A 20,271-nucleotide genomic window follows, 5' to 3' on the forward strand; every position below is an offset into this window, starting at 1 on the left:
CCTCCCTCATTCAAACTTCAACTTGCTTTCGCCGAGCAAATTCAAAATCCCCATCGTGTACAGTCATCTTTTTTTGATCAATCCACGCAATCTTATTAAATAGCTTTTGCAAAAAATAACGGTCATGACTCACTGCAATGAGCGTCCCTTCAAAATTATCAAGTGTTTCTTCTAGCACTTCCCGACTCTCAATGTCCAGATGATTCGTTGGTTCATCCAGTAGGAGCAAGTTAATATTTTGTTGCATCAGCTGCGCGAGTCGAAGGCGCATCTTTTCGCCGCCACTCAAATCTTTCACTTTCTTAAAAACGTCATGACCATAAAACAGAAACTGCGCGAGAACGTGTCGGGCATCGGGTTCAGTCATCGCTATTTCCTCACGAAAGGCATCAATCAAACGCAATTCATCGTTTACCGTTTCAAATTGTTGTGCCAAGTATCCGATTGTGACATTACTACCTGTGTGAATCAGACCTTCTGATGGTTCTAATTCTTTCAAGATCATCTTCAAAAGCGTGGACTTGCCTGTGCCATTATCTCCAACTATTGCTAAGCGATCTTGCCAGTATACAGACATCGAAATGTTATCAAAAATCACTTGCTGTTCCGATTTAAAACGATGACTAAGCTCCTCAACCCGTACGACTTCTTTCCCACTACGTTCACCCGCTTCTAACTGCAGACGCATCGCTTTCTCTGTTTTCGGCTTTTTGACGACTTCCATTCTCGCGAGCATTTTCTCCATGGACTTCGCCTTGCGAAATAAATCCGGATTTGGGGGTGAAGCTTCATTTGCCCATTGACGAAGTCTACGGATGGATTCCTTGATTTTTTTGATTTTCTTTTGCTGTTCTTTGTACTCCGAAAACTGTTGTTCCAATTTAGCTTCCCGATTCATTAGAAATGCATCATAATTCCCGTGACTTACCCAGCATTGCCCATCTTCTACCTCAATGACTTTACCGACAACACGGTTCATGAATTGCCGATCATGAGAAACAAGTATTACAGTCCCAGGAAATTGTTGAATGTGCTGCTCTAGCCATTCAATAGCAGATAAATCCAGATGATTCGTCGGTTCATCCAAAAGAAGGATATCCGGATTTTTCAGTAAGATTTGGCCCAACATTACTTTTGTTTTCTCGCCTCCACTTAAGTCTTCGAACTCCTTCTGGAAAAAGTGTGTAATCCCTAATCCATTTGCGATACTTGTTAGTTTAGACTCCATCTCGTAGCCGCCAAGTTCCATAAACGTCTCTTGAAGTTCCCCATATTGACTAAGAATTCGTTCCGAAACATCTGTAGCCATTTGTAATTCATATTCTTTCATGCGGCGTTCGATTGCTAACAGGTCGCTAAACGCCACCAACAAAACATCTTTAACAAGATGATCTGGGTAGGAAGGAATCTGATGCAAATAACCGATTTTGCTGTCCTTTGACTGGATAATACGACCGTTGTCAGGGGTTTCGACCCGTGCGAGTAAGCTTAACAATGTCGTTTTCCCACATCCATTACGTCCAACCAGCGCCACATGTTCGCCAGATTTCACTTCCATTGTCAATTGTTCAAGTACAACCGTACCGCCAAACGATTTTGTAATGTTTTCCGCTTTAATATGCATAATAAGTGCCTCCAGGAGCGCACTTATTTCAGGCAAACAAAAAAAGACCACCTGTTAACAAGCAGTCTTTTCGTGAAAAGAGTGAAGTTAATCAGTTGCGCATTGATTTTTTGGTTTTCTAAAAATGGACATACGTATCCCGTTCTCCAAAAAATCGAAAGTAATGACACGTGCAAAATACATTGCTGTATCTACCTGTACACCTGTCAGCGCGACTGTCTTCTTCATTCTTTCCACCTCCGTTCATATTAGTTATTATAATTTTATCACGCCAATGATTGACTTGCAAGAAAACTTCGTTCAATCATCTAGATTCAGTTATATTTTTCAACATACTCCTCATAGGAGATGACTTCAATGGCATCCGACCAATGGAGGACCGTTTCCACAAAATCCTTAATGTCAATCCCTTTCTGTCCATACGTTTCCCCTGAATTCATTGTTCCTGTCGCATTTTCGATATAAGTTACCCGATATCCTCGGTCAAAGGCAGCGATAGATGTGAACATACAGCAATATTCCGTGTTAAAACCCGTGATTATCAGATGATCGACATCCGATTCCTTTAAACGCTCGGCTAAGTCCGTTTTGTAAAAAGAGCTAGGTGTACGTTTTTCAATCACGGTATCGGCATACTCTTTCACTGAATCATGTAACTCTGCTCCTTCTGAACCTTCCAATAATGCACTGTCCTCTTCACTGTTGAGATGCTTCATGAAGAAAATCGGGAGTTCTTTAGTTTTAAATTCACGAATCGCTTTTTGAATGTTCGTTAATTCTTCTGTAAAGTTCCCGAAATTCACAATACCATTTTGTACATCGATGACTAAAAGTGCTCTCATGGAAATGCACCTACCTTTTCAAGATTTCTCTATCGCAGAAACTCTATTCACAAATGAGGAAGGTCCAATTGCCACGAAACGCCAAAGCGATCATTTACCCATCCAAATTGTTGGCTAAACCCATAATCTTCTAGTGGCATGAGTGGCTGCCCACCTTTCACCAGGTTTTCGTATAAACATCGAATTTCCTCTTCAGAATCACAATTGATGTAAATGGAAAAAGAAGGTGTGAAGGTAAACTGATGGGTGACATTACTATCTATGCACATGAAGTCTTGCCCCTTCAATGAGAACGTTGCTTTCATTACGCTTCCTTCATCTCCAGATTGTCCTTTTCCATATCGTGAGATACTGTTAATTTTAGAATCGGCAATAAGTGACGTATAAAAGTTCATAGCTTCTTCTGCGCTACCATCTTGAAACATTAGGAAAGGTGTTACTTTTCCCATTGGTTATCACTCCTTTCAGTATATAACCATTACTATTTAGTAAACTTGTTCCTTCACCGCAAAGTAATTTCCTTCTGGATCTGCAAAGTTAAAGACACGTCCAGATGGCATTCTTACTACTTCACCAACAGTCACTTCCTTGTTAGTGAATTTTTCATAGAGTTCGTCCAGCTTGTCCGTCACAAACATAAGTGAAGGTGTCCCCATATTTAATTCCGGTTGCATATTGGATATAAGCTCTTTGTTGTGAAGAATGATACTTGTTTCTGAACCATCCGATGGTGCAATTTCAATCCAACGCATCCCCTCGCCGTTGTCTTCCTCTGAAATGACACTGAATCCGATATCCTCTACCCAAAACTTCTTCACGCTGTCTTGATCTGAGACGTACACCATCACTTGTCCAAGTTTTTGAATCAACATTCTGCCTCCTTCAACTCTATGTAACGTCCATTTAACAGGCGAACTCCATACATAGTCGATTTCATTAACTCATTCGTTGTGAACACTTGATATTCCTTTATTTCAATGGAGGTGCCAATGGGATTTCTCCACTTTCATTGACACCTCTTCGAACCCTAATCACGTAAACAATGAGGTTCTATTATTTTTACAGCACTCAACGTATGACAATTTACGTTTCTAGACTCAGCTCCAACAGACAACTCACTTCAGAAAATCCTAAATTTTCGTAAAGGCATTTTGCTTCATTTCCTTTGAATACGTTCAGTTGAACCGATCTATAGTTTTCTTTGTTGAACTTTTTGATGGCTTCTTGACAAAGTTTCCGACCCACTCCTTGATTTCTGAACGCTGGGAGTACATAAAGTTCGGATATAAAGCCTTTCGATCCCTCCATATATGCATCACGAATCTCCCCTACTCCAATCCACCCTTGAACGGTTCCCTTTTCTAAAAAAACCAGGTAATCGAAATTATTATAAAAAAATGGTGCTAAGGGTGTCAGTTCACTTTCCTTTTTCCTATCTAAGTACCCAACAGTCGCTTCCGACATTACTGTTTGCCAATGAGATAAAATCTCTAACGTTTCCATCTCCGTAGCCATTCGAATCTCCATAATTCCCCTCCTTTTTTTTACTTTATGCATTTAAAAATGCGTACACCTAATTGTTTCTTATAGTTTTCCGTTACTATCAAATGTTGACTTAAAATATTATGAAAGTCTTCCTCTATGGATTCTGAGAGTGAAAAATCAGTAGCGGTTTCACTGTCTTCATTATCGGTTTCCAGTTCAGGAACATCGATTGACTGGATGGTTAAGCCTGCTGCAAGAAATGCCACCATCCATTCATTTACTGACCAAAGTTGTTCCATCCCGTAAAACTCCATTATTTCTTTCCGCTCCTCCGCACTCACTGGCTGTTCTAGAACCATTTCGATTGCGAAAAGTTTACCATTTTCTTTCAAGACTCTTGTCAACTCAGCAATACTCATAGTCGGAGTAGTAAAAGAAATTACAGATTCAGAGAGAACAAAATCAATAGAGTTTTCCTCGTAGGGTAACTTTTGTATATCTTGAACTTCAATCCTTATATCTTTCTGTAACTTTACTAAACGTTCTGTAGCTTTCTCAACCATCAAAGGATTATAGTCTACCGCTAGTACCTGACATTCAAATTCCGTGGCGAGATACCCGGCCGTTTGACCCGTTCCACATCCTGCATCCAATACCACCATGTTTTCATGGAACCGTTCCTCAGCTAACAATTTCTTAGTAAGTAAAAGACCTCCGGGATGAGCTCCTCCTATCCCAAAAACGGCTAGACAATCTAAGTACGTCTTCTCCAAATACCTTCACTTCCTCTCCTGCTATAGATATGCAATTACTTTCATAAATGAAAAACATTTTTCCCCAATCATTATCAAGTAGATTAAGGCCTTCTAGCCCACCACTGCATACGATAGTGGAAGGAGGAATTGGGATGCCTGTCATTAAAACAAATGAGTGGTTGCTTGAACATTATCAAGATCCTTTAAAGTTGTGTAAAAAAATGAAACCATTCTTCCCTCGTGTTTCCGTTAATGAAATATACGACTACTTTCGGTTGCATGGAATGTATCAAGAGGCAGTTAAAAGTGGAGCTACGCTTGTACAAACGATGAAACAAAACAACATTTGGGGAATTGTCGAACGAGAACATCAGGCACTTCAAAAGAAGTGGAAAGGTCCAGACGTTCCAATTATTATTTTGCCTTCAAATACAGCAGATCCGAAGCTGTTGAGTGATACGAATGGGAAAGCGGGCTTGGCGTTTGCCGATAAACTATTTCTATTTGTACCCGAAACCATTTTAGCGCATGAATTGAAAGCCTTATTCATCCATGAATACAATCATCTATGTCGAATGTGGCTAACAAAAAAAGAGGAGAACTCATTCACATTGCTCGACTCAATCATTCTAGAAGGGCTAGCCGAGCACGCGGTGCGTGAACGATTAGGCGAAGCTTTCACCGCAACTTGGACAAATTACTATTCACATGAAAAGCTCGCAAGGATTTGGGAAAAGTCCATCTTACCCAAAAGGATGCTAAAGAAATCTCACCACCTACACAACCAATACTTATATGGATGGAACGGCCACCCTAAAATGGCTGGATATTGTGTTGGCTATTACTTAGTTGAGACATATATGAATACGCACAAAGTATGCATTCTCGACATATTGGGTGAAAACGCTGAAGTCATCGCCGGCCTTACTCAACTGAAAAAATGACTTCAAAAAAAACAAGGAAGGCGCCGCCCAACCAATCCAGGCGCCACTTTCCTCGTCATGCCTTAACAACTCACCAAAAAAAGAATGGAATTAACGCAAGTGTTGCAATAGAACCTATCGCGATTCCTAAACCGAATCCATTACGTCTATATCCATAGCCGCCATATCCGTAACCGAATCCACCTAAATTTCTACCACCATTCATCGGTTGTAAATATACTTGTCGATTATCTACGTGTTGGATAATTCCACGATGCTCCCTACCATCGTTCGTTCGAATCACAACTGCTTTCCCGCGATGACGGTTACACATCTGATGCATGTTTTCTTTCGCCATTTTTACCCCTCCCCTCTTAGTCACCCTCTAGCAGTATATGAACGCATAGCATCTATCGAAGGGGACAACACCCAAAAAAATCATCAATTGTGTGAATGTCCCTGTCACAGATATGCTGTACGCATACTCTATCAACATAGGCAACGTGGAGGTGGGATGAGCGGGTCTGGATATCCATTTACTCGAACTGCTTATGACTACTCTTTTAAAGTTAAACGTTTGAGGAGGTGAAAACTATGGGTTATGGATGTGATCCTTGCGGCTATGGCGGATACGGTGCTCCCGGTGGAAATTGTGGTGGCGGAGGTGGAGGTCGTGGTAACGGAGGCGGCTTTGCGCTATTAGTTGTTCTATTCATTCTCTTAATCATCATCGGTGCATCTTATGTATCGAATAATAATGACAACTGTCCTAACAGAAACGAGTGCTAATTTAAAACTGGCTGAGTCCCATTGTTATAATAATGGGACTCAGCCTCTTTAATTCCTTCGATTTTTCGCCAGGCTCTTTCTACAGTTCCCAGTTCGTAATAATTTCCTTTTCGAACGAAAGATACATATTGATTCACTGATTGGTAAAAATGGTTGTATGGAAGCAAAACAAAAAAATTTATAGTACCTTGCAATGAACACTACTAAATGCTATTCTATTAATAACGGTACTCCATTTGGACTGGTACTGTTCATTAAATAGTAGCGAGAGGTGGGAAACATTTGTGAACATTCAGTTTAAGAAAGGTGTCCTGAACCTTTGTGTGCTAGTCCTTCTCGACAAACAAGATCGCTATGGCTATGAATTGGTACAAAAAATTTCAGGTCAAATTTCGATCTCAGAAGGATCTGTCTATCCCCTGTTACGTCGATTAACTAAAGAAGGGTATTTCACGACGTACCTAAAAGAATCCACGGAAGGTCCGCCACGTAAATACTACAAGTTGACGGATACAGGACGAGAATATCTCCACGAACAATTAGAAGAATGGAAGCATTTTTCATTAGGCGTCAACACACTTATCAAGGAGGGTATTAAAAATGACTGAAAAACAATACATTACGGAACTTGAAGGGTTGTTGAGCCGACTCCCTTTAGAAGAGCGCCAAGACATCGTAACAGACATTCGAGAATACTTCATTGACGGTCGAAAAGACGGTAAATCGGATGATGAAATCACAGTGTCTTTAGGGTCTCCTATCTCAATTGCCAGTGAACTACTCGCATCTTACCCTGAGCCGAGTAAAGAAATTCAGACGGACGCTACTACTGAAGTCATCCGCATCCAAGATGACAGTTTCAAGGACATATCCATTGACGTTCAGCACGGTGTACTCCTGCTGTCCCCTTCTGAAAATCATGTCACGACAGTAGAGCTGATGGGAAGTAATGATAAGTTGAAACTGTCCGCTGAGGTGAACGGGAATACACTTGTTGTTAAGCTGAAAAGTCTTCGCCCGAGATTTATGATGTTCAGCTTTTCAATGAAAAGTGTCATCATGAAAGTTTCGATTCCTAAGAAACTGTATGATGCTATTTCGCTAAAAACGGATAATGGCAGAATCTCCGCAGAAAAGTTGCTAAGTCAATCGCTTCGAGTCACTTCAGATAACGGGCGTATTCAATTACGTGAGATTGCAACTCGATTACTCGAGTCAAAAACAGACAATGGGCGCATTGAAGTCACGAATACTCAATCAGACCGGATCATTGCGAAAACCGATAATGGTCGGATCGAAATGCGTCATGTCGATGCAGATGCAATTGGAGTAGAAACCGATAACGGACGTATTGAGCTGAGTCATGTGAACGGAAACATCATCGGCGAAACGGACAATGGTCGAATTACATTGCTCACCGGTAGCCTGGATCGCAACATCGATATGCAAACAGACAATGGTAGCATACTGATTCAGTCTGAAGAAAAGCCCTCAAATGTTACCATTCAAGTGAAAACCGACCACGGGCGAGTAGATGTGTTTGGAGAAAAGAATTCACGTACCCAAATTGGAGCAGGCGAGTATAAAATCCGGCTAAAATCAGATAATGGTCGAATTACCGTTCAATAAGTGGTCAATTTCAACAAAAGATAATTAAAAAACAGAGATCACAAGTCTCTGTTTTTTTGTATGGTAGAATAGTCGAATTACTCCTGAGGATAGCTGCACAACTCAAATAATGTCCCTTCCGTAGAGGCTGGATTGATGTAGATAAGCCTCCGTCCTCGTGCATTCGTGCGCAAGGTGTCTTCAAGAAAACGGATACCTTTTTCTCTTGCATCTAAAATTGCTTGATCTAAATCGTCCACTCGATACGCGACATGATGAACGCCTTTCCCTTTTTGCTTGATAAACCTCGCAATCGGAGAGTCTCGATTTGTCGGTTCTAGGAGTTCGATGGTTTGTCCGTTGGTTTGAACAACGGCTACATGCACTTCAACCCCAGGTACGTCACTCGTGTACCGATCTTCTAATGATCCTTTGAGAACTTCTAGATAAAAAGGAAGCGCTTCTTCGATACTTCTGACTGCAATACCGATATGATCGAGTTCGTAATTCATTGTAGTTCTCCTTTTGAGTACATCCAGTTTTATGAATCGGTAGTCTTCGCTCTATCTACTACACGTTTAACAAAATTCTCTTTATACCTTGTATAGTCGTTCATATCCCCATTACCTGTCAACAAATAACTCAGTTTAAGTGCTTCATATTCTTTAGCCAATGCCTCTGATGAATTAAGCTGATCTCTAAATGAAAGAAGGTCTTTCCATTTTTGACCTTCGTGCTCAACTAGATGAATGATATGCGTCTTCGTATCCATTTTCCCGTTATCCAAAAACTTCGCCAGAACGACTTCATTTTCTAAAACGACTTTGAGGCGGTAAAATTGAATGGTTTTTAAACTTTTTAACAATTCGACAGTTACGTGATGGATGTCATCCACTCCAAGCGCGAAATCGATCATCGGCTTTGCTTTAATTCCTTTAATAGAGGTACTGCCGATATGTTCAATACGATTGAAGTCCAAGCCAGTCACCTCATGGATTGCCTGCTGGGTCTTTTTAAATTCAGGTTCCCACCCAATTTGAGGCTCCACGAGTTTAATCTCATCTCTAACTAACCCTAAAATGATAGCAATTACCTCCCTCACTATTAACTTCATGAATGGTTCATTCGTTCTTAAAACCCATTCCCTTTTCTTTTAGTGCTAGCTCCAGTTTAGGAATGGAAGCAGGTCCAAGTCCATGAAACTGTAACAGTTCTTTCTCCGTATACGTAGCGAGAATCTTAAATGACTGAATGCCGTTATTCTCTAATGCTCGTCTTGCAGGAGCAGAAAGTATAGAGAGAAACCCACTTTCAGGTTTTCTTTCCTTTTCGCATATTGGGCAAGTAGGGCAGTCACTTTTCTTATTAGAGTGGTGACCTTGCTCGAACGCTTTTAAGTCAGTATTCGAGATGCCCATGACAGCCTCCTTTTCTTTCTAAGAATTAGAGCATTATACAATTGTTTTTTGAAATCGCTTTCCTGTATACATATAGACAATCATGAATATTACGATGCAAAGGAACATTCCTAAACCCACGTACATGAGCCAAAATCTGTCTAACAAGTCACTCAGCACGAAGAAGAACATACTGAATGTTAGTGCAAGTATTACCTTGCCCATAAATTTACATAAGCGGATAGGTTCCTAGTTTTCTTTTTCTTCATCAGACATCGTATTGTATCCAGCGATTAACGAATGTCCTTTCCCATTAATAAATAGGATTCCCAACCCAAGAAATAAAATTATAAGCAAGATGAAGACAATCACAGTTACCACCTCCACTACGTGAATCTCATTTATTGAATTGAATTTTCAGTACATAGACAAGATCATATTGACCTAACTTTTCGATAGAACCCTCCGGATCTTCGTAAAATTCAGAGGTCATCGAACTCATGCCATTACTCTCTTTAGAAAAACAAATAGTTGCTAACACATTCTCTTCCTCAAGGGGTCTCAGCTCACCTGGAAATGAACTAGAAGTGGAGGCCATCTCTTGAAATCCTACCGGCTGCTCATCAATATTTTGTACAGAGCCGCTGCCGTCTTTCCTAGTTACCGCTAAATTTAATACATTTTTATCATATTCAACTAACGGTCTTTGCATAGAAAACATGATGGTACCCTCTGCTTCAACTGGTGTGATAATTGAGGAGACTGGTTCATCCATAAACTTCCCAGCTTCATACTTTTCTACCCAAATAGTAACCTCTTTAAAATCTTTATCGACATGATAATCATACACAAACATATTGTCTGAATATATAGAGAGAAGACCTTGTTCACGATCCGTTAAATCCGAAACTGAGAGTGTATTTCTTTTATCAAGAACACCTGAACAACCACTTAATACAACGATTAAAGTTAATAGAAAAAATAGCTGCTTTCGCATAATATTACCTCCTTTTCTACCATAAATCCTGCTGGCGTTAGTGTCATTCTCTTTCCTTCAAATTAAATTCCAGCTTGATGCGATCTCTGCATTGGATGCCATTCTCAAAAATTGTTTCTGGATAATGAATAACAAAATGGTCTTGGTCTACACCAACTATCCTGAATCCACACTTTTGATAAAGCGCTAACTGCCCAATGCTTGAATTACCTGTAGCGACAAAAAGAGTGGTGTACCCTTTAGTTTCAGCTACTTGGATGGCATCCAACACTAATTTCTTACCGATTCCTCTCCCCTGCAGATCTTCTGCTACAGCTACATTCATTAGCTCTACATTTCCAGAACTTGTTTGCAACAATACATAAACACCAACAATCTGCTGCTCATCCTCTGCTACAAAACAATCCCCCTCCTCAATGTATTCCTCAATCCTATCTATCGATGGATCTGCCAACATTAATAAGTCCATTGGAGGCTTTTCATTCGCTTTCAGTTTCCGGATTTCCATCGTTTATCACCTTCCTTACATCGTCAAAACCATTATTCTTAATAAAGAAACACGATTTCCTTATTTCACCTTAGTAGTTTTGACATGTAGTACTCATCTACATATTCGTCATTTATAATGAGTGAATCACGATTTTTCCCTCGATTTCAAAATTCATTTTCCGATACAGCCGCATACCTGCTTCATTCGTCTGAGCAACAGTCAATTCCAGCCGGCGAATGTTATGTTGAACTGCCCATTTCTCAAGGTGTTTGAAGAGGTGAGTTCCGACTCCATGCCCTCTATGAGAAGTCAAAATCCCAATAACAAAATATACCGTATGACGTGTTCTTTTGGAGCTTCCTCCGATTGCCATGAGATATCCGATTAGTTCTCCATCCTATTCAGCTGTAAAAATTGCTGAATGTCTTTCTTTTTTCATCGAACGAGTTCTTGTTTGCATCTGCTCAACTGTTATTTTTCGTTCACCTGGCTAAAAAAGCATATACTCCGAATCACTTTCAACTTGCTGAATCAGTTGACACAGCTGTACTGCATCCTCGAGATATACATGTCTAATCTGTATTCGTTTTCACCTCATCCCTATTCCATAGACTTGAAAGACCTCTTCAAGGAACCCGCTAATTCATTACTAATTGCTATGATCACTAGCTCGTCATGATCGATTTGAAGGTAATAGCTATCGTTATAAAAAGCAATATAGAGATTCTTTTTCTTTCTTAGTAGTGAGTTCGCATAATGAACGACTTCGCCCATTTTGACATCCTCGATTGTTACGTAGAGTATTGTATCCTTAAACTCTTCAGTTATTTTCGAGTACTCATTCCAATTTGAAATGGTGAAGGACCTGCTTAAAGATCCCTTTGCGAATCGTCGAGACTTAGTCTGACCATTTGGTATGTATGAGTATAAAAATGTAGCATCAATTTGAGAGTTTCCTTTAAATAAATGGGAAATTACATTTTTCAAGAGTGATGGAGAATGCCTGAAAACACCAAAGGGTCTGATCATTTTTCTTTTTTCACTCACTTGAAAAAAGGGTGGTTGTTGAGCAGTAAAATTTACTTTGAAGTTCTTTTTCAATCGTTTCAAGTATTCAGCCCATTTCTTTACAAATTCCTATGAGAAACTATTCATAAGTAGTCGGAAAAAGTTTCAATAGAAAACAGACCGCTTAACTGAAGATATTGCTGTAAAATTGCCGCATGACCAAAACCATATAAGACAAAAATCCGTTCTCCTTCATTTTGGAGCAAATCCACAATGTTTTTGTAGATTAATAAATTTCGATAATCCCAGATGTCAAAACCGTCATTTTAGCATTTAACTGATTAAAAATAGTTGAATCAATTTCTTTAGCTCATTGCACAAGATCCGTCACTCCAGGTACATCTTTATCCCAGTCGACCGCAAAAACTTCATTCAGACCTGACTCTTTAGCTAATCGAAATCCAATTTGATGTACTTCTTTGGAGGTGAGTACAAAGTTATCTTTAAAATATTCCTGATATTCTTCATTCAAATTGCTATTAAACTCTTTTGGGCACTCTACTACAACTTTTGTCGGTTTAAATTTCGTCAGGCGTTTGACAATTGTTTCGATTTGGCATTGTTGTGGTTCTAAAAAACCCCTTCAGTCTTTGGAGCATGCAAATCTCCATTATTATTACTCTCCAAGTGTGCTATTCCTATTAAAAGTAGTGGAGAAGTCTGGCTCACTTTTGTCACTCCCTTTTTTCACTTCATTAGTTCATTCAATCGTCCCTATAAAGGCAAGCTTTTTATAGATAATTATTTCTTATTAAGGAATAAATATAAGTATCATGAGCAACACCGTCTTGATACATATAACTTTTCAAAATCCCTTCACTTTCAAATCCAAGATTCACCAACAATTTGTTCGATGACTCATTTTCTATGAATACAACTGCCCCGATTCGAGTAAGTTCCATGACATTAAAGCCATATGAAATAATCGCAGCAACTGCTTCTTGGGCGTATCCATATCCCCAGTTATCAGGATGTAGATCATATCCTATTTCTGCTCGCTTATGTCGTGGTGACCAAAGATGAAATCCAATCGTCCCTATCAGTTGGTTCGTCTCTTTACACTCAATTCCCCATCGTATTCCTCTTTTCTCACTATAATTTTTATGGAATATTTCGATCAAATTCTCAGCCTCTTCTATTTTTCGAAAGGAATCTTGTCCATAATAACGAGTGACCTCATCCGAAGAAAAATACGAGAAAATACGATTTGCATCTTCTTTATTAATTTCCCTCAAACGAATTCTTTCGGTTTCTAATACAGGAAACAAACTAATCTCCTCCTTGAAGTACTCTTTGTTTGAAAAAGGTATATGGATAATTAAATAGAATGCATGTATTGACTCTCCTTCCTACTTCAATAGGAAAGTCGTGGTGAGTACGTAATTCCCATGAACTTCATTTTACAAAACACTCTAAAAGTAGTGTGGATTCAACCAAGATAAGAATAAAAACGCTCATCAACGGAATACACCCATGAATTCTTTACATGCTGGGAATAAGGACATGTCGAATCGGCTTCTTTTTCAATAAATCGAATATCATGCTGCACTGCATCTTTCAATTGAACTTGTATCAGTTTGTCTAACTCTGAAATATTCTTCATGTCGCGGACCCCTATCCATCCAAGTTCCCAGCTTTCATCATTCACTCCATATAAGAAGCTAAAAGCGTGAACGATGGAATCCTGAACGATGACATAACTATTCTCTTCCATTAGCCCTTCCATAATCGCTAGTTCCCAAGAAGTGAATGAATGATTTGCTACCGGATTTGCTAGATGAGTGTCCGTGTAAACTTGTTTTACTAATCCTATAAGTGATGCAAGGATCTCGGGATCTTCTTTAATCTCATGAAAGGTTCGTTTGTTTGGTAAAACGCTTATTTCCGTTAGTGATTTCAATGGACAGATATGTAGTATTTCAGTTTCTCGTATCAGTGAAAATTGATTGGTACGAAGTACTTTGATAAGCAAATGATATCGATTATCCACTAAGAAAAATAATGGTTTCGAGTATTCCTGTTGTAGGAACCAAACACACTGGTGAAGAACGTCTTCCGTCATTCGATTAAAATCATATGCCAATCTAACATATGTGCAATTTGGATGCCATGAAGAATCATGAGTAATGGCTACCAGTTGCAGCGTATTTTTAACATGTGCAACTAAGGTCTTCGAATTGCCTCGTCTAGCACTACGTATTTCTTGTTTTAAGTCGCTATGATTCAACAACACCTGGTCAATAAAATCTTCAACAATCTTAGTGTCCGGATAATCATTGACGATGGTGAATCTAGCAGTCATATCCACCCTCTCCTTAAAATTAAATTCATCTTTCCACAATGAGATGACTCCATCGTTCATCCCACTTTTTTTGATTCACTCGCTCAAGATAGACAGAATAGAGGTCGCTTGTTTTATCAAAATTAGGGGTAGGTCTAACATATTTACAGAACAAATCACTTAATCCATATGGTGCCATGACTGCTAACTCATTGTTCCTAATTCGGATTGCAACAGCTGTTGGTGTTTCAGGGAAGTTTGAAACACCTTCAAAAGATGAATGATAGGGATTTGAACCATTTTTCTCATGCATCCTCGCTTGATTCTTAACAGACCAAGGTTGACCTGGCATAATTTCCTGTAATAGCAACTCTAACTTTCTCTCTATGTCCGTGCTGATAGTTACTTCGTCAAAGTAAATCACATCAATATCATTAACTGTAGTTGAAATATTATCTTGCACATCCCATATCTTATTTCTTAGATATCCTGCGCAAACCCAGGCATCAGGTAAATGTAAGCTCTCTACTGCTTTCAATACTGACACAAACATATCGTCATTTGCTATGATTTTCTTGAGTCGTTGTTCATATCTCATCAAATACCCCCTTGTGATGGGATCCGAGCTCCGGATTAAACTCGTTTAATAAAAACAAACTCATTTATCCTTTGTTCCTTTTAACAAGCCTAACCCACATGTGAACTAATCTCGAAACGATTAACATGACTCCGACAACTACTGCGACTGCAAATCCGAGCATCCCTTGTGCAACTACCCAACCTACTGTGAATGTCATGAAAAAAAGGAAATAGGCAGCACCTGTGAGAATGAGGATAAAAGCAACATGAAATGGTTTGACTCGTTGGTAACTAAGGGCTAAGAGTCCGGTGAGCACGAGAATGCCAACACTCGAATACAAATGAAAGGATCCCCAACGAATTTCAATACGTGATTGTCCTTCATCACCCATAGCGTCAATAACAGGAAGCGACAGCTCATAGAACGTGATGCACGCTGTAATAATTCCAAGTGCTAGTAAACCGAAGTAAATCATCCAGCTGATTCTCACAAAACCTCCATTGCTTTCCATGAAAGACCTCCTTAAAGATAACAATCATACTGCTACACATTACATGACGAAGTTAACAAGTTTTAGTAGGATATGTAATCTTACCCCTAATACTTGGAAGGTTTTAAAAAATGGCATCATTAACTAATAAAAAGAGTAAACGTGAGCACAATTACAAAACTAATAGGCAGTACAAAAAGATTTCGCTTATCTTGCGGACTCAATTCATTCGATCCATTCTTATCAACAGGTTTAAATAAGAACACAAACAATCCTGCAACTGCAATAACCACAAAACCAATGCCTATTACGCCAAAGCCCATTCCTTCAAATCCGCCAATGAGCAAAATACTAGTGACTATTATAGCTACCCCAGCGAGTGCTGTAATCCCTGTAGCCACATAACGCTTTTCACTTCTTTTAGTAAGGATATAAATAAAAGAAAAAAGACAAAAACCTAACAGTAAGCCTATCGTAACTGGTACAAAAATCATAGAATCCACACCCCTTGTTCAGATTAAAATAAGAACATCAGTAAATCTGATGCTTGAAGTCATTTCTCTCCTATGTTCTCGTCAATTTAAAGAGTTTGTTCGAGTTACTTGAAATTGAATATAAGTGGACATGCTCACTGTGTTGCTTATGAATCACTTCATTTTTCCATAACTACGTCTTGAATCATGACTACATTTGTCTTCAGAATACTTTCTGGATAGTCATGATCGATACATTCATTCCAATACTCGAAATGCTTCGTGTCGATAAAACCATCAGAGAAAACAACCTCTTCGGCACGAATGCCTTGATAAGAAACCCAGTACAAATATAGGACTCCTTCTATCGTCTCTTCAAAAATAGATTCCACGTACATTTTTTCTGCAGGAAGTGTTTGCTTCACATCTTCTAAATGTATCGTTAGGAATTCCATCCATTCCCGCGCTTTTTCTTCTTTACCTGCTAGAACTCTAAAGCGTTCTAATTCTACGTGAAGATTAGTCATAACCTATTCCTCTTTTCTTTGTATGTTTCTACACTAGTCATTATCAGATTAAGGAAGCAATCCTAGCAGATTCGCGACCATTATACAGAGTAAAAAACTAGAGAATAGCACCATTTCAATGAGTGTCGCAATATATTGATTTTTACTTTTTGCGTACTTTTTTTCCATATATGCAGTAACCGACTCATTCACAATATTCATAAACAACAAATAAAAGAGGAGAAGTGTGAACCAAGTATCTATTGGTGCGTTAGTTGAAAGATAGATATAGCTCATTACAACTAACCCTGCCAACGAAACTCCTCTTAGAATCCATTCGATTTTGAAATGTTTGTCACTTACGTATTGGTTGAACAAAATACTTTTCTTTTCAGTTTTCAGCATTTTTCTCGTAACATATTCAGTCAATATCTGAACTAAGGAAAAACCTACCATTAAAGTAAATAGCATATAATTTGAAAAATCCACATCTATCTACCCCCTTCTTATATGACCGAATGCCTTTTCAGACTGTTATTAGGGGGATTATGTCCTTCATTTGGTGAATTGTTAATGAACATTCACCTGACCTTGCAGGCAATAACGTCATGTAATACATTCTTAGAACTTTAATTCCCCTGTAAAACTTTTGCTTTTTTTCTGGATGAATAAAAGGAAACACCAACAAACCAATGTTCCACTAACAAATGACAGCACGATTATGTAAGGAGAAAAAGTCACTCCAAATGCAACTTCACTTTTTAAGATATCAATCTTCTTCTAAGCCGTTTCAATATCTGGTCGATAGATAAGTGTCTTGATAAAACCAGATGATAGCATTCCTACTAAATAGATGACATGTATAACGAGAGAAGCAACGATTGCTTGAATGATAATTTTCACTTACTCGCCTCCAGGAAATTCATGATCTGTTTAAGTAACCAAAAGTTTCAACTCTGAATAATTAAATTTACCAGTAGCTAGGCATTCATAAACTAAGTTAAAATTCCGATTGTAATGATCGTGATAATGAGTGAAGAGATGAGCGCAATCAGCCCAAAGTAGAATGGAGCTTGAAATGCCCATAAATCGTAGCCCCATAACACCCGACGCTTCTTCTGAAAACTCAAGTAAAAAAAAGGTAGCAGATACGATTGATAGTGCTTAAGAGGATAGTGAGCATCACTATTATGAACTTATGGTTTATGGGGGCGGTCTCCCGTCACTTTTCCATACTTAGGCGCATCACTTCTAACACCTGTTTATTTTCAAAAATTAACTTATACGCATCTGGCATCTGGAGGTTTTTCCAAAAGCTGAAGTCAAAACGGTCTTCAAAATAATTCATAATTAGTACCATGATATTGCCATGAGTCCCGATTGCAATGTTTTTCCCTTCATACAGGTCGAGTACCTTTAGAGTTGCCTCGATTCCTCGTAGTTGCGCAATCTCATTGGACTCTCCCCCAATCAAGGAAAAGGTAGGATTCTTCCACACTTCCCTAATTGCAAATTCAAAATCTCCAACAGGTTGATCAGACAATTTCCGTTCCATAAAGCCATTGTCAATGATCACTTTTTGGTCAATAAACTCGGCAATTGCTTCAACTGTTTGAACTGCCCTTTTGTATGGGCTAGAAATGACAATATCAATGGATTCTTTCTTAAGCACTTCGCTCATTGTTGCTGCATCCGTAAAACCTTTACTAGACAGCGGTCTTCCTAATTCATCGGGGCTATAGGTTGAATGAGCATGTCGTACAAAAATAATTGTAGTTCTCAAAACCTTACTCTCCTTTGAATAGCTACATGAAATTTTCTATCTAATTCCAACTCAAATACATTTAGGTATGATCTATTAATCCAGTTTCATTAACATGATAATCACCATGATAATTTGTGGTATAATTCTAACAACTTATAGATTCACCAAAGATTCTCCTAATTTTAATTCTATCAGAGTATTTTGATAGCACAATTAAATGTTGGTTATTTGAAAAAGAAATCACGTTATAGGATGGATGAAATGGGTTATACAAATCGTGCAGGTTTGGGAGTCAGAGTGGTAGCTAGTTTTCTAGATTTTGTGTTGCTCGCAACGATTATAGCTTCGGTTATTTATTTAGTAACAGGATCATTTTCTTTAAACTTTGCAAATGGAGTTGTATGGCAGTCAATCTATACGCTCTACTTGATGGTCGTCCCTATTATCTGGAGTGGATATGTAATTGGAAAACGAATGTGCCACATCCAGGTGAAGCGATTGGACGATGGTAATGTCACGTTATCCAATATGTTCATGAGAGAAATCGTCGGTTACTATTTGATTGGAGCGCTAACATTTGGTGTTTCGATACTTATCAGCGCAGGAATGATCATGTTTCGGGAAGACAAAAGAGGAATACACGATTTTCTAGGTGGCACTTATGTTGCGAGGCATTGAAAGTCCGCATACTAGTAATATTTTGGAGCATAGAAAAAGAACTTCCTGGAACCTCAGGAAGTTCTTTTGTTACGTTTCTAAACTATGGAAATTCAGCAATTTTCACATAAGTTTTAACGCCTTACACAACCTTAGGCAAACCATCCAAAGATTTTCGTATAGAAGATAGTAGGGACAACAATAATTAGAAGTCCCAGTTGAATCAAGGTTGGGATATATTCATTTTTATTTTCAGCGTATTTTTCTGCAAATACGCTCTCACTAATTCCAGGACGATTAAATTGAGTAACGAAAAAGAAAGTTGTTGTCGTCTTTTCACCTGATGACATAATAATAGCCATTACTAGATATCCAAAAATCAAAATAAATCGCAGAATCCATTCAATTTTCCGATGCTTATCATTCACATAGTTACTTTTAAAGAAACTCAGTTTATCCAGTTTGAAGTAGCGACGCAATAGGCTATTTAGCAGATAGAAAACGCCTATATATAGAACAAGCGCGGTTAAGAGTTTAACTGAAAATTATCCAATTATTTACATCTTCTGGTTTTCATCTTTATTTTTATGAGGAAACAGATTCTTTACTTTCAGATTTACGATTTACTGAGCATAACTGCCTGCTTTTTCTGTTTCATTCGCTGAAGTGTAATGACAAGTAATGTCAAGCCTCCAACAAGTGCGGGTCCTATGCTGATCAAAAAGAATTTCCAGTTACCTGTGTTCAATGAAAGGATAAGAAACAAGATAGGTATTCCAATTATACTAATCAAAGAAACGATAAAAGCCACCTTTAAGTTTTCCCTCACCACTACTCCTCCTTCAGAATTATGAATTTATTTCAGCTTAACATATTGGAGGAAGTGATTAAAATAAAATTCAAAAAATTTACTAGTATTTCTAATTTCACTGAATACTTCTTAAATATTCTTACATAGACATCAGAATAAAACCTACATTTCCTCATCTGAATTTAAATAATCAACATATTATTTTCATCGAACTCCCAGTCAGCGCCATAAGCGACTTCCCAATAATAGCCGTCCGGATCCACAAAATATCCTCCATAACCGCCCCACGAAAGAGTTTGAGGTTGCTTTACAATTTGTGCTCCCACATCCTTAACCTTTTTAAAAATGTCATCGATCTCAGCTTCCGATTTTCCATTATAGGCAAGCGTAAACCCTGGAAATCCACCTGCTGAAATCGCAGGTGGGTTGTCCTGGTCGATATCCCTTGCTAATTCTTCCAATGGAAACAACTCTAGTTTAGATCCTTCATTTTTAAAGAATACGATGACAGGTTTTTCCTCATCTCCTGTCACCGAAGCTTCAAACCCGATATTCTTATAAAAATCCAAAGACTTTCTAATGTCTTTTACACCTAATGCTATAAGATTGATACGATTCATTATTCATCCATCCCCTCTAGGTAAACTTATTCTTTACAATACATTCTGTAACACGCTCCAATCTTCTCTATTCAAATATGTCTTTAAATACACGAAAAAACGCTTCGTAG

34 protein-coding genes are annotated in these 20,271 nt (G+C 38.5%); 5 read left to right on the plus strand and 29 right to left on the minus strand.

What is annotated here, in order from left to right; genetic code table 11:
- Positions 1 to 10: 10 nt before the first annotated feature.
- The 7 genes from abc-f to DVB69_RS11415 all read right to left on the minus strand — a co-directional run bounded on the left by abc-f (position 11) and on the right by DVB69_RS11415 (position 4,724).
- On the minus strand, positions 11 to 1,624 hold the full coding sequence (abc-f, locus tag DVB69_RS11390; RefSeq protein ID WP_116019216.1) for a ribosomal protection-like ABC-F family protein: 1,614 nt from the start codon (positions 1,622 to 1,624) through the stop codon (positions 11 to 13).
- A gap of 87 nt (positions 1,625 to 1,711) precedes the next feature.
- Complete coding sequence (locus DVB69_RS17700; protein ID WP_199562854.1) at positions 1,712 to 1,852, minus strand: RAxF-45 family protein; 141 nt, start codon at positions 1,850 to 1,852, stop codon at positions 1,712 to 1,714.
- Between the two features lie 86 nt (positions 1,853 to 1,938).
- The gene (locus tag DVB69_RS11395; RefSeq protein ID WP_116019217.1) at positions 1,939 to 2,466 is read right to left on the minus strand and encodes an isochorismatase family protein; all 528 of its coding nucleotides are present in this window, start codon (positions 2,464 to 2,466) and stop codon (positions 1,939 to 1,941) included.
- 47 nt (positions 2,467 to 2,513) lie between these two features.
- Positions 2,514 to 2,915, minus strand: a complete 402-nt coding sequence (locus tag DVB69_RS11400) for a VOC family protein (protein WP_116019218.1) — start codon at positions 2,913 to 2,915, stop codon at positions 2,514 to 2,516.
- Between the two features lie 36 nt (positions 2,916 to 2,951).
- Entirely contained in the window at positions 2,952 to 3,335 is a 384-nt protein-coding gene (locus DVB69_RS11405) for a VOC family protein (protein WP_116019287.1), read from the minus strand.
- Between the two features lie 214 nt (positions 3,336 to 3,549).
- Positions 3,550 to 3,993, minus strand: a complete 444-nt coding sequence (locus DVB69_RS11410; protein ID WP_158541081.1) for a GNAT family N-acetyltransferase — start codon at positions 3,991 to 3,993, stop codon at positions 3,550 to 3,552.
- Positions 3,994 to 4,010: 17 nt separating this feature from the next.
- Positions 4,011 to 4,724 carry a class I SAM-dependent methyltransferase gene (locus tag DVB69_RS11415; protein WP_116019220.1) on the minus strand — a complete coding sequence of 238 codons (714 nt, stop codon included), beginning with the start codon at positions 4,722 to 4,724 and terminating at the stop codon, positions 4,011 to 4,013.
- Between the two features lie 134 nt (positions 4,725 to 4,858).
- On the opposite strand from DVB69_RS11415, the gene DVB69_RS11420 reads away from it, so the two are divergent.
- Complete coding sequence (locus DVB69_RS11420; RefSeq protein ID WP_158541082.1) at positions 4,859 to 5,650, plus strand: DUF2268 domain-containing putative Zn-dependent protease; 792 nt, start codon at positions 4,859 to 4,861, stop codon at positions 5,648 to 5,650.
- Positions 5,651 to 5,720: 70 nt separating this feature from the next.
- Here DVB69_RS11420 and DVB69_RS11425 read toward each other — a convergent pair whose 3' ends face one another.
- A complete protein-coding gene (locus DVB69_RS11425; RefSeq protein ID WP_116019222.1) occupies positions 5,721 to 5,987 on the minus strand; it encodes a hypothetical protein in 267 nt (88 codons plus the stop codon).
- A gap of 236 nt (positions 5,988 to 6,223) precedes the next feature.
- Here DVB69_RS11425 and DVB69_RS11430 point away from each other — a divergent pair, with 236 nt between their 5' ends.
- The 3 genes from DVB69_RS11430 (at position 6,224) to DVB69_RS11440 (ending at position 8,047) form a co-directional block, all read left to right on the plus strand.
- Positions 6,224 to 6,418: a YjcZ family sporulation protein gene (locus tag DVB69_RS11430; protein ID WP_116019223.1), complete on the plus strand. Its 195-nt coding sequence runs from the start codon at positions 6,224 to 6,226 to the stop codon at positions 6,416 to 6,418.
- A gap of 284 nt (positions 6,419 to 6,702) precedes the next feature.
- Positions 6,703 to 7,026, plus strand: a complete 324-nt coding sequence (locus tag DVB69_RS11435; RefSeq protein WP_116019224.1) for a PadR family transcriptional regulator — start codon at positions 6,703 to 6,705, stop codon at positions 7,024 to 7,026.
- Positions 7,019 to 8,047, plus strand: a complete 1,029-nt coding sequence (locus DVB69_RS11440) for a DUF4097 family beta strand repeat-containing protein (RefSeq protein ID WP_116019225.1) — start codon at positions 7,019 to 7,021, stop codon at positions 8,045 to 8,047. Before DVB69_RS11435 ends, DVB69_RS11440 begins: the two co-directional genes overlap by 8 nt.
- Before the next feature lie 77 nt (positions 8,048 to 8,124).
- On the opposite strand, the gene mce is transcribed toward DVB69_RS11440, so the two are convergent.
- From mce to DVB69_RS11520, 18 genes are all read right to left on the minus strand, one after another.
- Positions 8,125 to 8,538, minus strand: a complete 414-nt coding sequence (gene mce, locus DVB69_RS11445) for a methylmalonyl-CoA epimerase (RefSeq protein ID WP_116019226.1) — start codon at positions 8,536 to 8,538, stop codon at positions 8,125 to 8,127.
- Between the two features lie 29 nt (positions 8,539 to 8,567).
- On the minus strand, positions 8,568 to 9,074 hold the full coding sequence (locus DVB69_RS11450) for a GrpB family protein (RefSeq protein WP_158541083.1): 507 nt from the start codon (positions 9,072 to 9,074) through the stop codon (positions 8,568 to 8,570).
- Between the two features lie 73 nt (positions 9,075 to 9,147).
- Positions 9,148 to 9,444: a helix-hairpin-helix domain-containing protein gene (locus tag DVB69_RS11455; RefSeq protein WP_116019228.1), complete on the minus strand. Its 297-nt coding sequence runs from the start codon at positions 9,442 to 9,444 to the stop codon at positions 9,148 to 9,150.
- Between the two features lie 228 nt (positions 9,445 to 9,672).
- Entirely contained in the window at positions 9,673 to 9,795 is a 123-nt protein-coding gene (locus DVB69_RS11460; protein WP_158541084.1) for a DUF3784 domain-containing protein, read from the minus strand.
- 25 nt (positions 9,796 to 9,820) lie between these two features.
- Positions 9,821 to 10,420 carry a hypothetical protein gene (locus DVB69_RS11465; RefSeq protein ID WP_116019230.1) on the minus strand — a complete coding sequence of 200 codons (600 nt, stop codon included), beginning with the start codon at positions 10,418 to 10,420 and terminating at the stop codon, positions 9,821 to 9,823.
- 43 nt (positions 10,421 to 10,463) lie between these two features.
- The gene (locus DVB69_RS11470) at positions 10,464 to 10,928 is read right to left on the minus strand and encodes a GNAT family N-acetyltransferase (RefSeq protein WP_116019231.1); all 465 of its coding nucleotides are present in this window, start codon (positions 10,926 to 10,928) and stop codon (positions 10,464 to 10,466) included.
- Positions 10,929 to 11,040: 112 nt separating this feature from the next.
- The gene (locus DVB69_RS17950) at positions 11,041 to 11,283 is read right to left on the minus strand and encodes a GNAT family N-acetyltransferase (protein ID WP_370452966.1); all 243 of its coding nucleotides are present in this window, start codon (positions 11,281 to 11,283) and stop codon (positions 11,041 to 11,043) included.
- 778 nt (positions 11,284 to 12,061) lie between these two features.
- On the minus strand, positions 12,062 to 12,229 hold the full coding sequence (locus DVB69_RS17955) for a DUF5694 domain-containing protein (RefSeq protein WP_370452970.1): 168 nt from the start codon (positions 12,227 to 12,229) through the stop codon (positions 12,062 to 12,064).
- Positions 12,230 to 12,288: 59 nt separating this feature from the next.
- Positions 12,289 to 12,450: a DUF5694 domain-containing protein gene (locus DVB69_RS17585; RefSeq protein WP_158541085.1), complete on the minus strand. Its 162-nt coding sequence runs from the start codon at positions 12,448 to 12,450 to the stop codon at positions 12,289 to 12,291.
- 259 nt (positions 12,451 to 12,709) lie between these two features.
- Positions 12,710 to 13,246, minus strand: a complete 537-nt coding sequence (locus tag DVB69_RS11485; protein WP_116019233.1) for a GNAT family N-acetyltransferase — start codon at positions 13,244 to 13,246, stop codon at positions 12,710 to 12,712.
- A 161-nt stretch (positions 13,247 to 13,407) separates the two neighbouring features.
- Positions 13,408 to 14,280, minus strand: a complete 873-nt coding sequence (locus DVB69_RS11490) for a hypothetical protein (protein ID WP_116019234.1) — start codon at positions 14,278 to 14,280, stop codon at positions 13,408 to 13,410.
- Between the two features lie 25 nt (positions 14,281 to 14,305).
- Positions 14,306 to 14,857: a nucleotidyltransferase family protein gene (locus DVB69_RS11495; RefSeq protein ID WP_199562855.1), complete on the minus strand. Its 552-nt coding sequence runs from the start codon at positions 14,855 to 14,857 to the stop codon at positions 14,306 to 14,308.
- Between the two features lie 64 nt (positions 14,858 to 14,921).
- Entirely contained in the window at positions 14,922 to 15,350 is a 429-nt protein-coding gene (locus DVB69_RS11500) for a hypothetical protein (protein WP_116019236.1), read from the minus strand.
- Positions 15,351 to 15,469: 119 nt separating this feature from the next.
- Positions 15,470 to 15,823: a YesK family protein gene (locus DVB69_RS11505; protein WP_116019237.1), complete on the minus strand. Its 354-nt coding sequence runs from the start codon at positions 15,821 to 15,823 to the stop codon at positions 15,470 to 15,472.
- Positions 15,824 to 15,981: 158 nt separating this feature from the next.
- Positions 15,982 to 16,329: a DUF6176 family protein gene (locus DVB69_RS11510; RefSeq protein ID WP_116019238.1), complete on the minus strand. Its 348-nt coding sequence runs from the start codon at positions 16,327 to 16,329 to the stop codon at positions 15,982 to 15,984.
- Between the two features lie 48 nt (positions 16,330 to 16,377).
- The gene (locus tag DVB69_RS11515; RefSeq protein WP_116019239.1) at positions 16,378 to 16,797 is read right to left on the minus strand and encodes a DUF4181 domain-containing protein; all 420 of its coding nucleotides are present in this window, start codon (positions 16,795 to 16,797) and stop codon (positions 16,378 to 16,380) included.
- 291 nt (positions 16,798 to 17,088) lie between these two features.
- Complete coding sequence (locus DVB69_RS17885; protein ID WP_255415312.1) at positions 17,089 to 17,211, minus strand: hypothetical protein; 123 nt, start codon at positions 17,209 to 17,211, stop codon at positions 17,089 to 17,091.
- A 319-nt stretch (positions 17,212 to 17,530) separates the two neighbouring features.
- The gene (locus DVB69_RS11520; protein ID WP_116019240.1) at positions 17,531 to 18,091 is read right to left on the minus strand and encodes a histidine phosphatase family protein; all 561 of its coding nucleotides are present in this window, start codon (positions 18,089 to 18,091) and stop codon (positions 17,531 to 17,533) included.
- A 243-nt stretch (positions 18,092 to 18,334) separates the two neighbouring features.
- On the opposite strand from DVB69_RS11520, the gene DVB69_RS11525 reads away from it, so the two are divergent.
- Positions 18,335 to 18,751, plus strand: a complete 417-nt coding sequence (locus DVB69_RS11525) for an RDD family protein (protein ID WP_116019241.1) — start codon at positions 18,335 to 18,337, stop codon at positions 18,749 to 18,751.
- Positions 18,752 to 18,882: 131 nt separating this feature from the next.
- Here the strand turns inward: DVB69_RS11525 and DVB69_RS11530 are convergent, their stop codons facing one another.
- The 3 genes from DVB69_RS11530 to DVB69_RS11540 all read right to left on the minus strand — a co-directional run bounded on the left by DVB69_RS11530 (position 18,883) and on the right by DVB69_RS11540 (position 20,161).
- Positions 18,883 to 19,239: a DUF4181 domain-containing protein gene (locus tag DVB69_RS11530; protein WP_116019242.1), complete on the minus strand. Its 357-nt coding sequence runs from the start codon at positions 19,237 to 19,239 to the stop codon at positions 18,883 to 18,885.
- A gap of 107 nt (positions 19,240 to 19,346) precedes the next feature.
- On the minus strand, positions 19,347 to 19,559 hold the full coding sequence (locus tag DVB69_RS11535) for a hypothetical protein (protein WP_116019243.1): 213 nt from the start codon (positions 19,557 to 19,559) through the stop codon (positions 19,347 to 19,349).
- A 164-nt stretch (positions 19,560 to 19,723) separates the two neighbouring features.
- Positions 19,724 to 20,161, minus strand: a complete 438-nt coding sequence (locus DVB69_RS11540) for a VOC family protein (RefSeq protein ID WP_116019244.1) — start codon at positions 20,159 to 20,161, stop codon at positions 19,724 to 19,726.
- Between the last annotated feature and the right edge of the window lie 110 nt (positions 20,162 to 20,271).

This window comes from Sporosarcina sp. BI001-red (assembly GCF_003384035.1).
Classification (GTDB): Bacteria; Bacillota; Bacilli; order Bacillales_A; family Planococcaceae; genus Sporosarcina.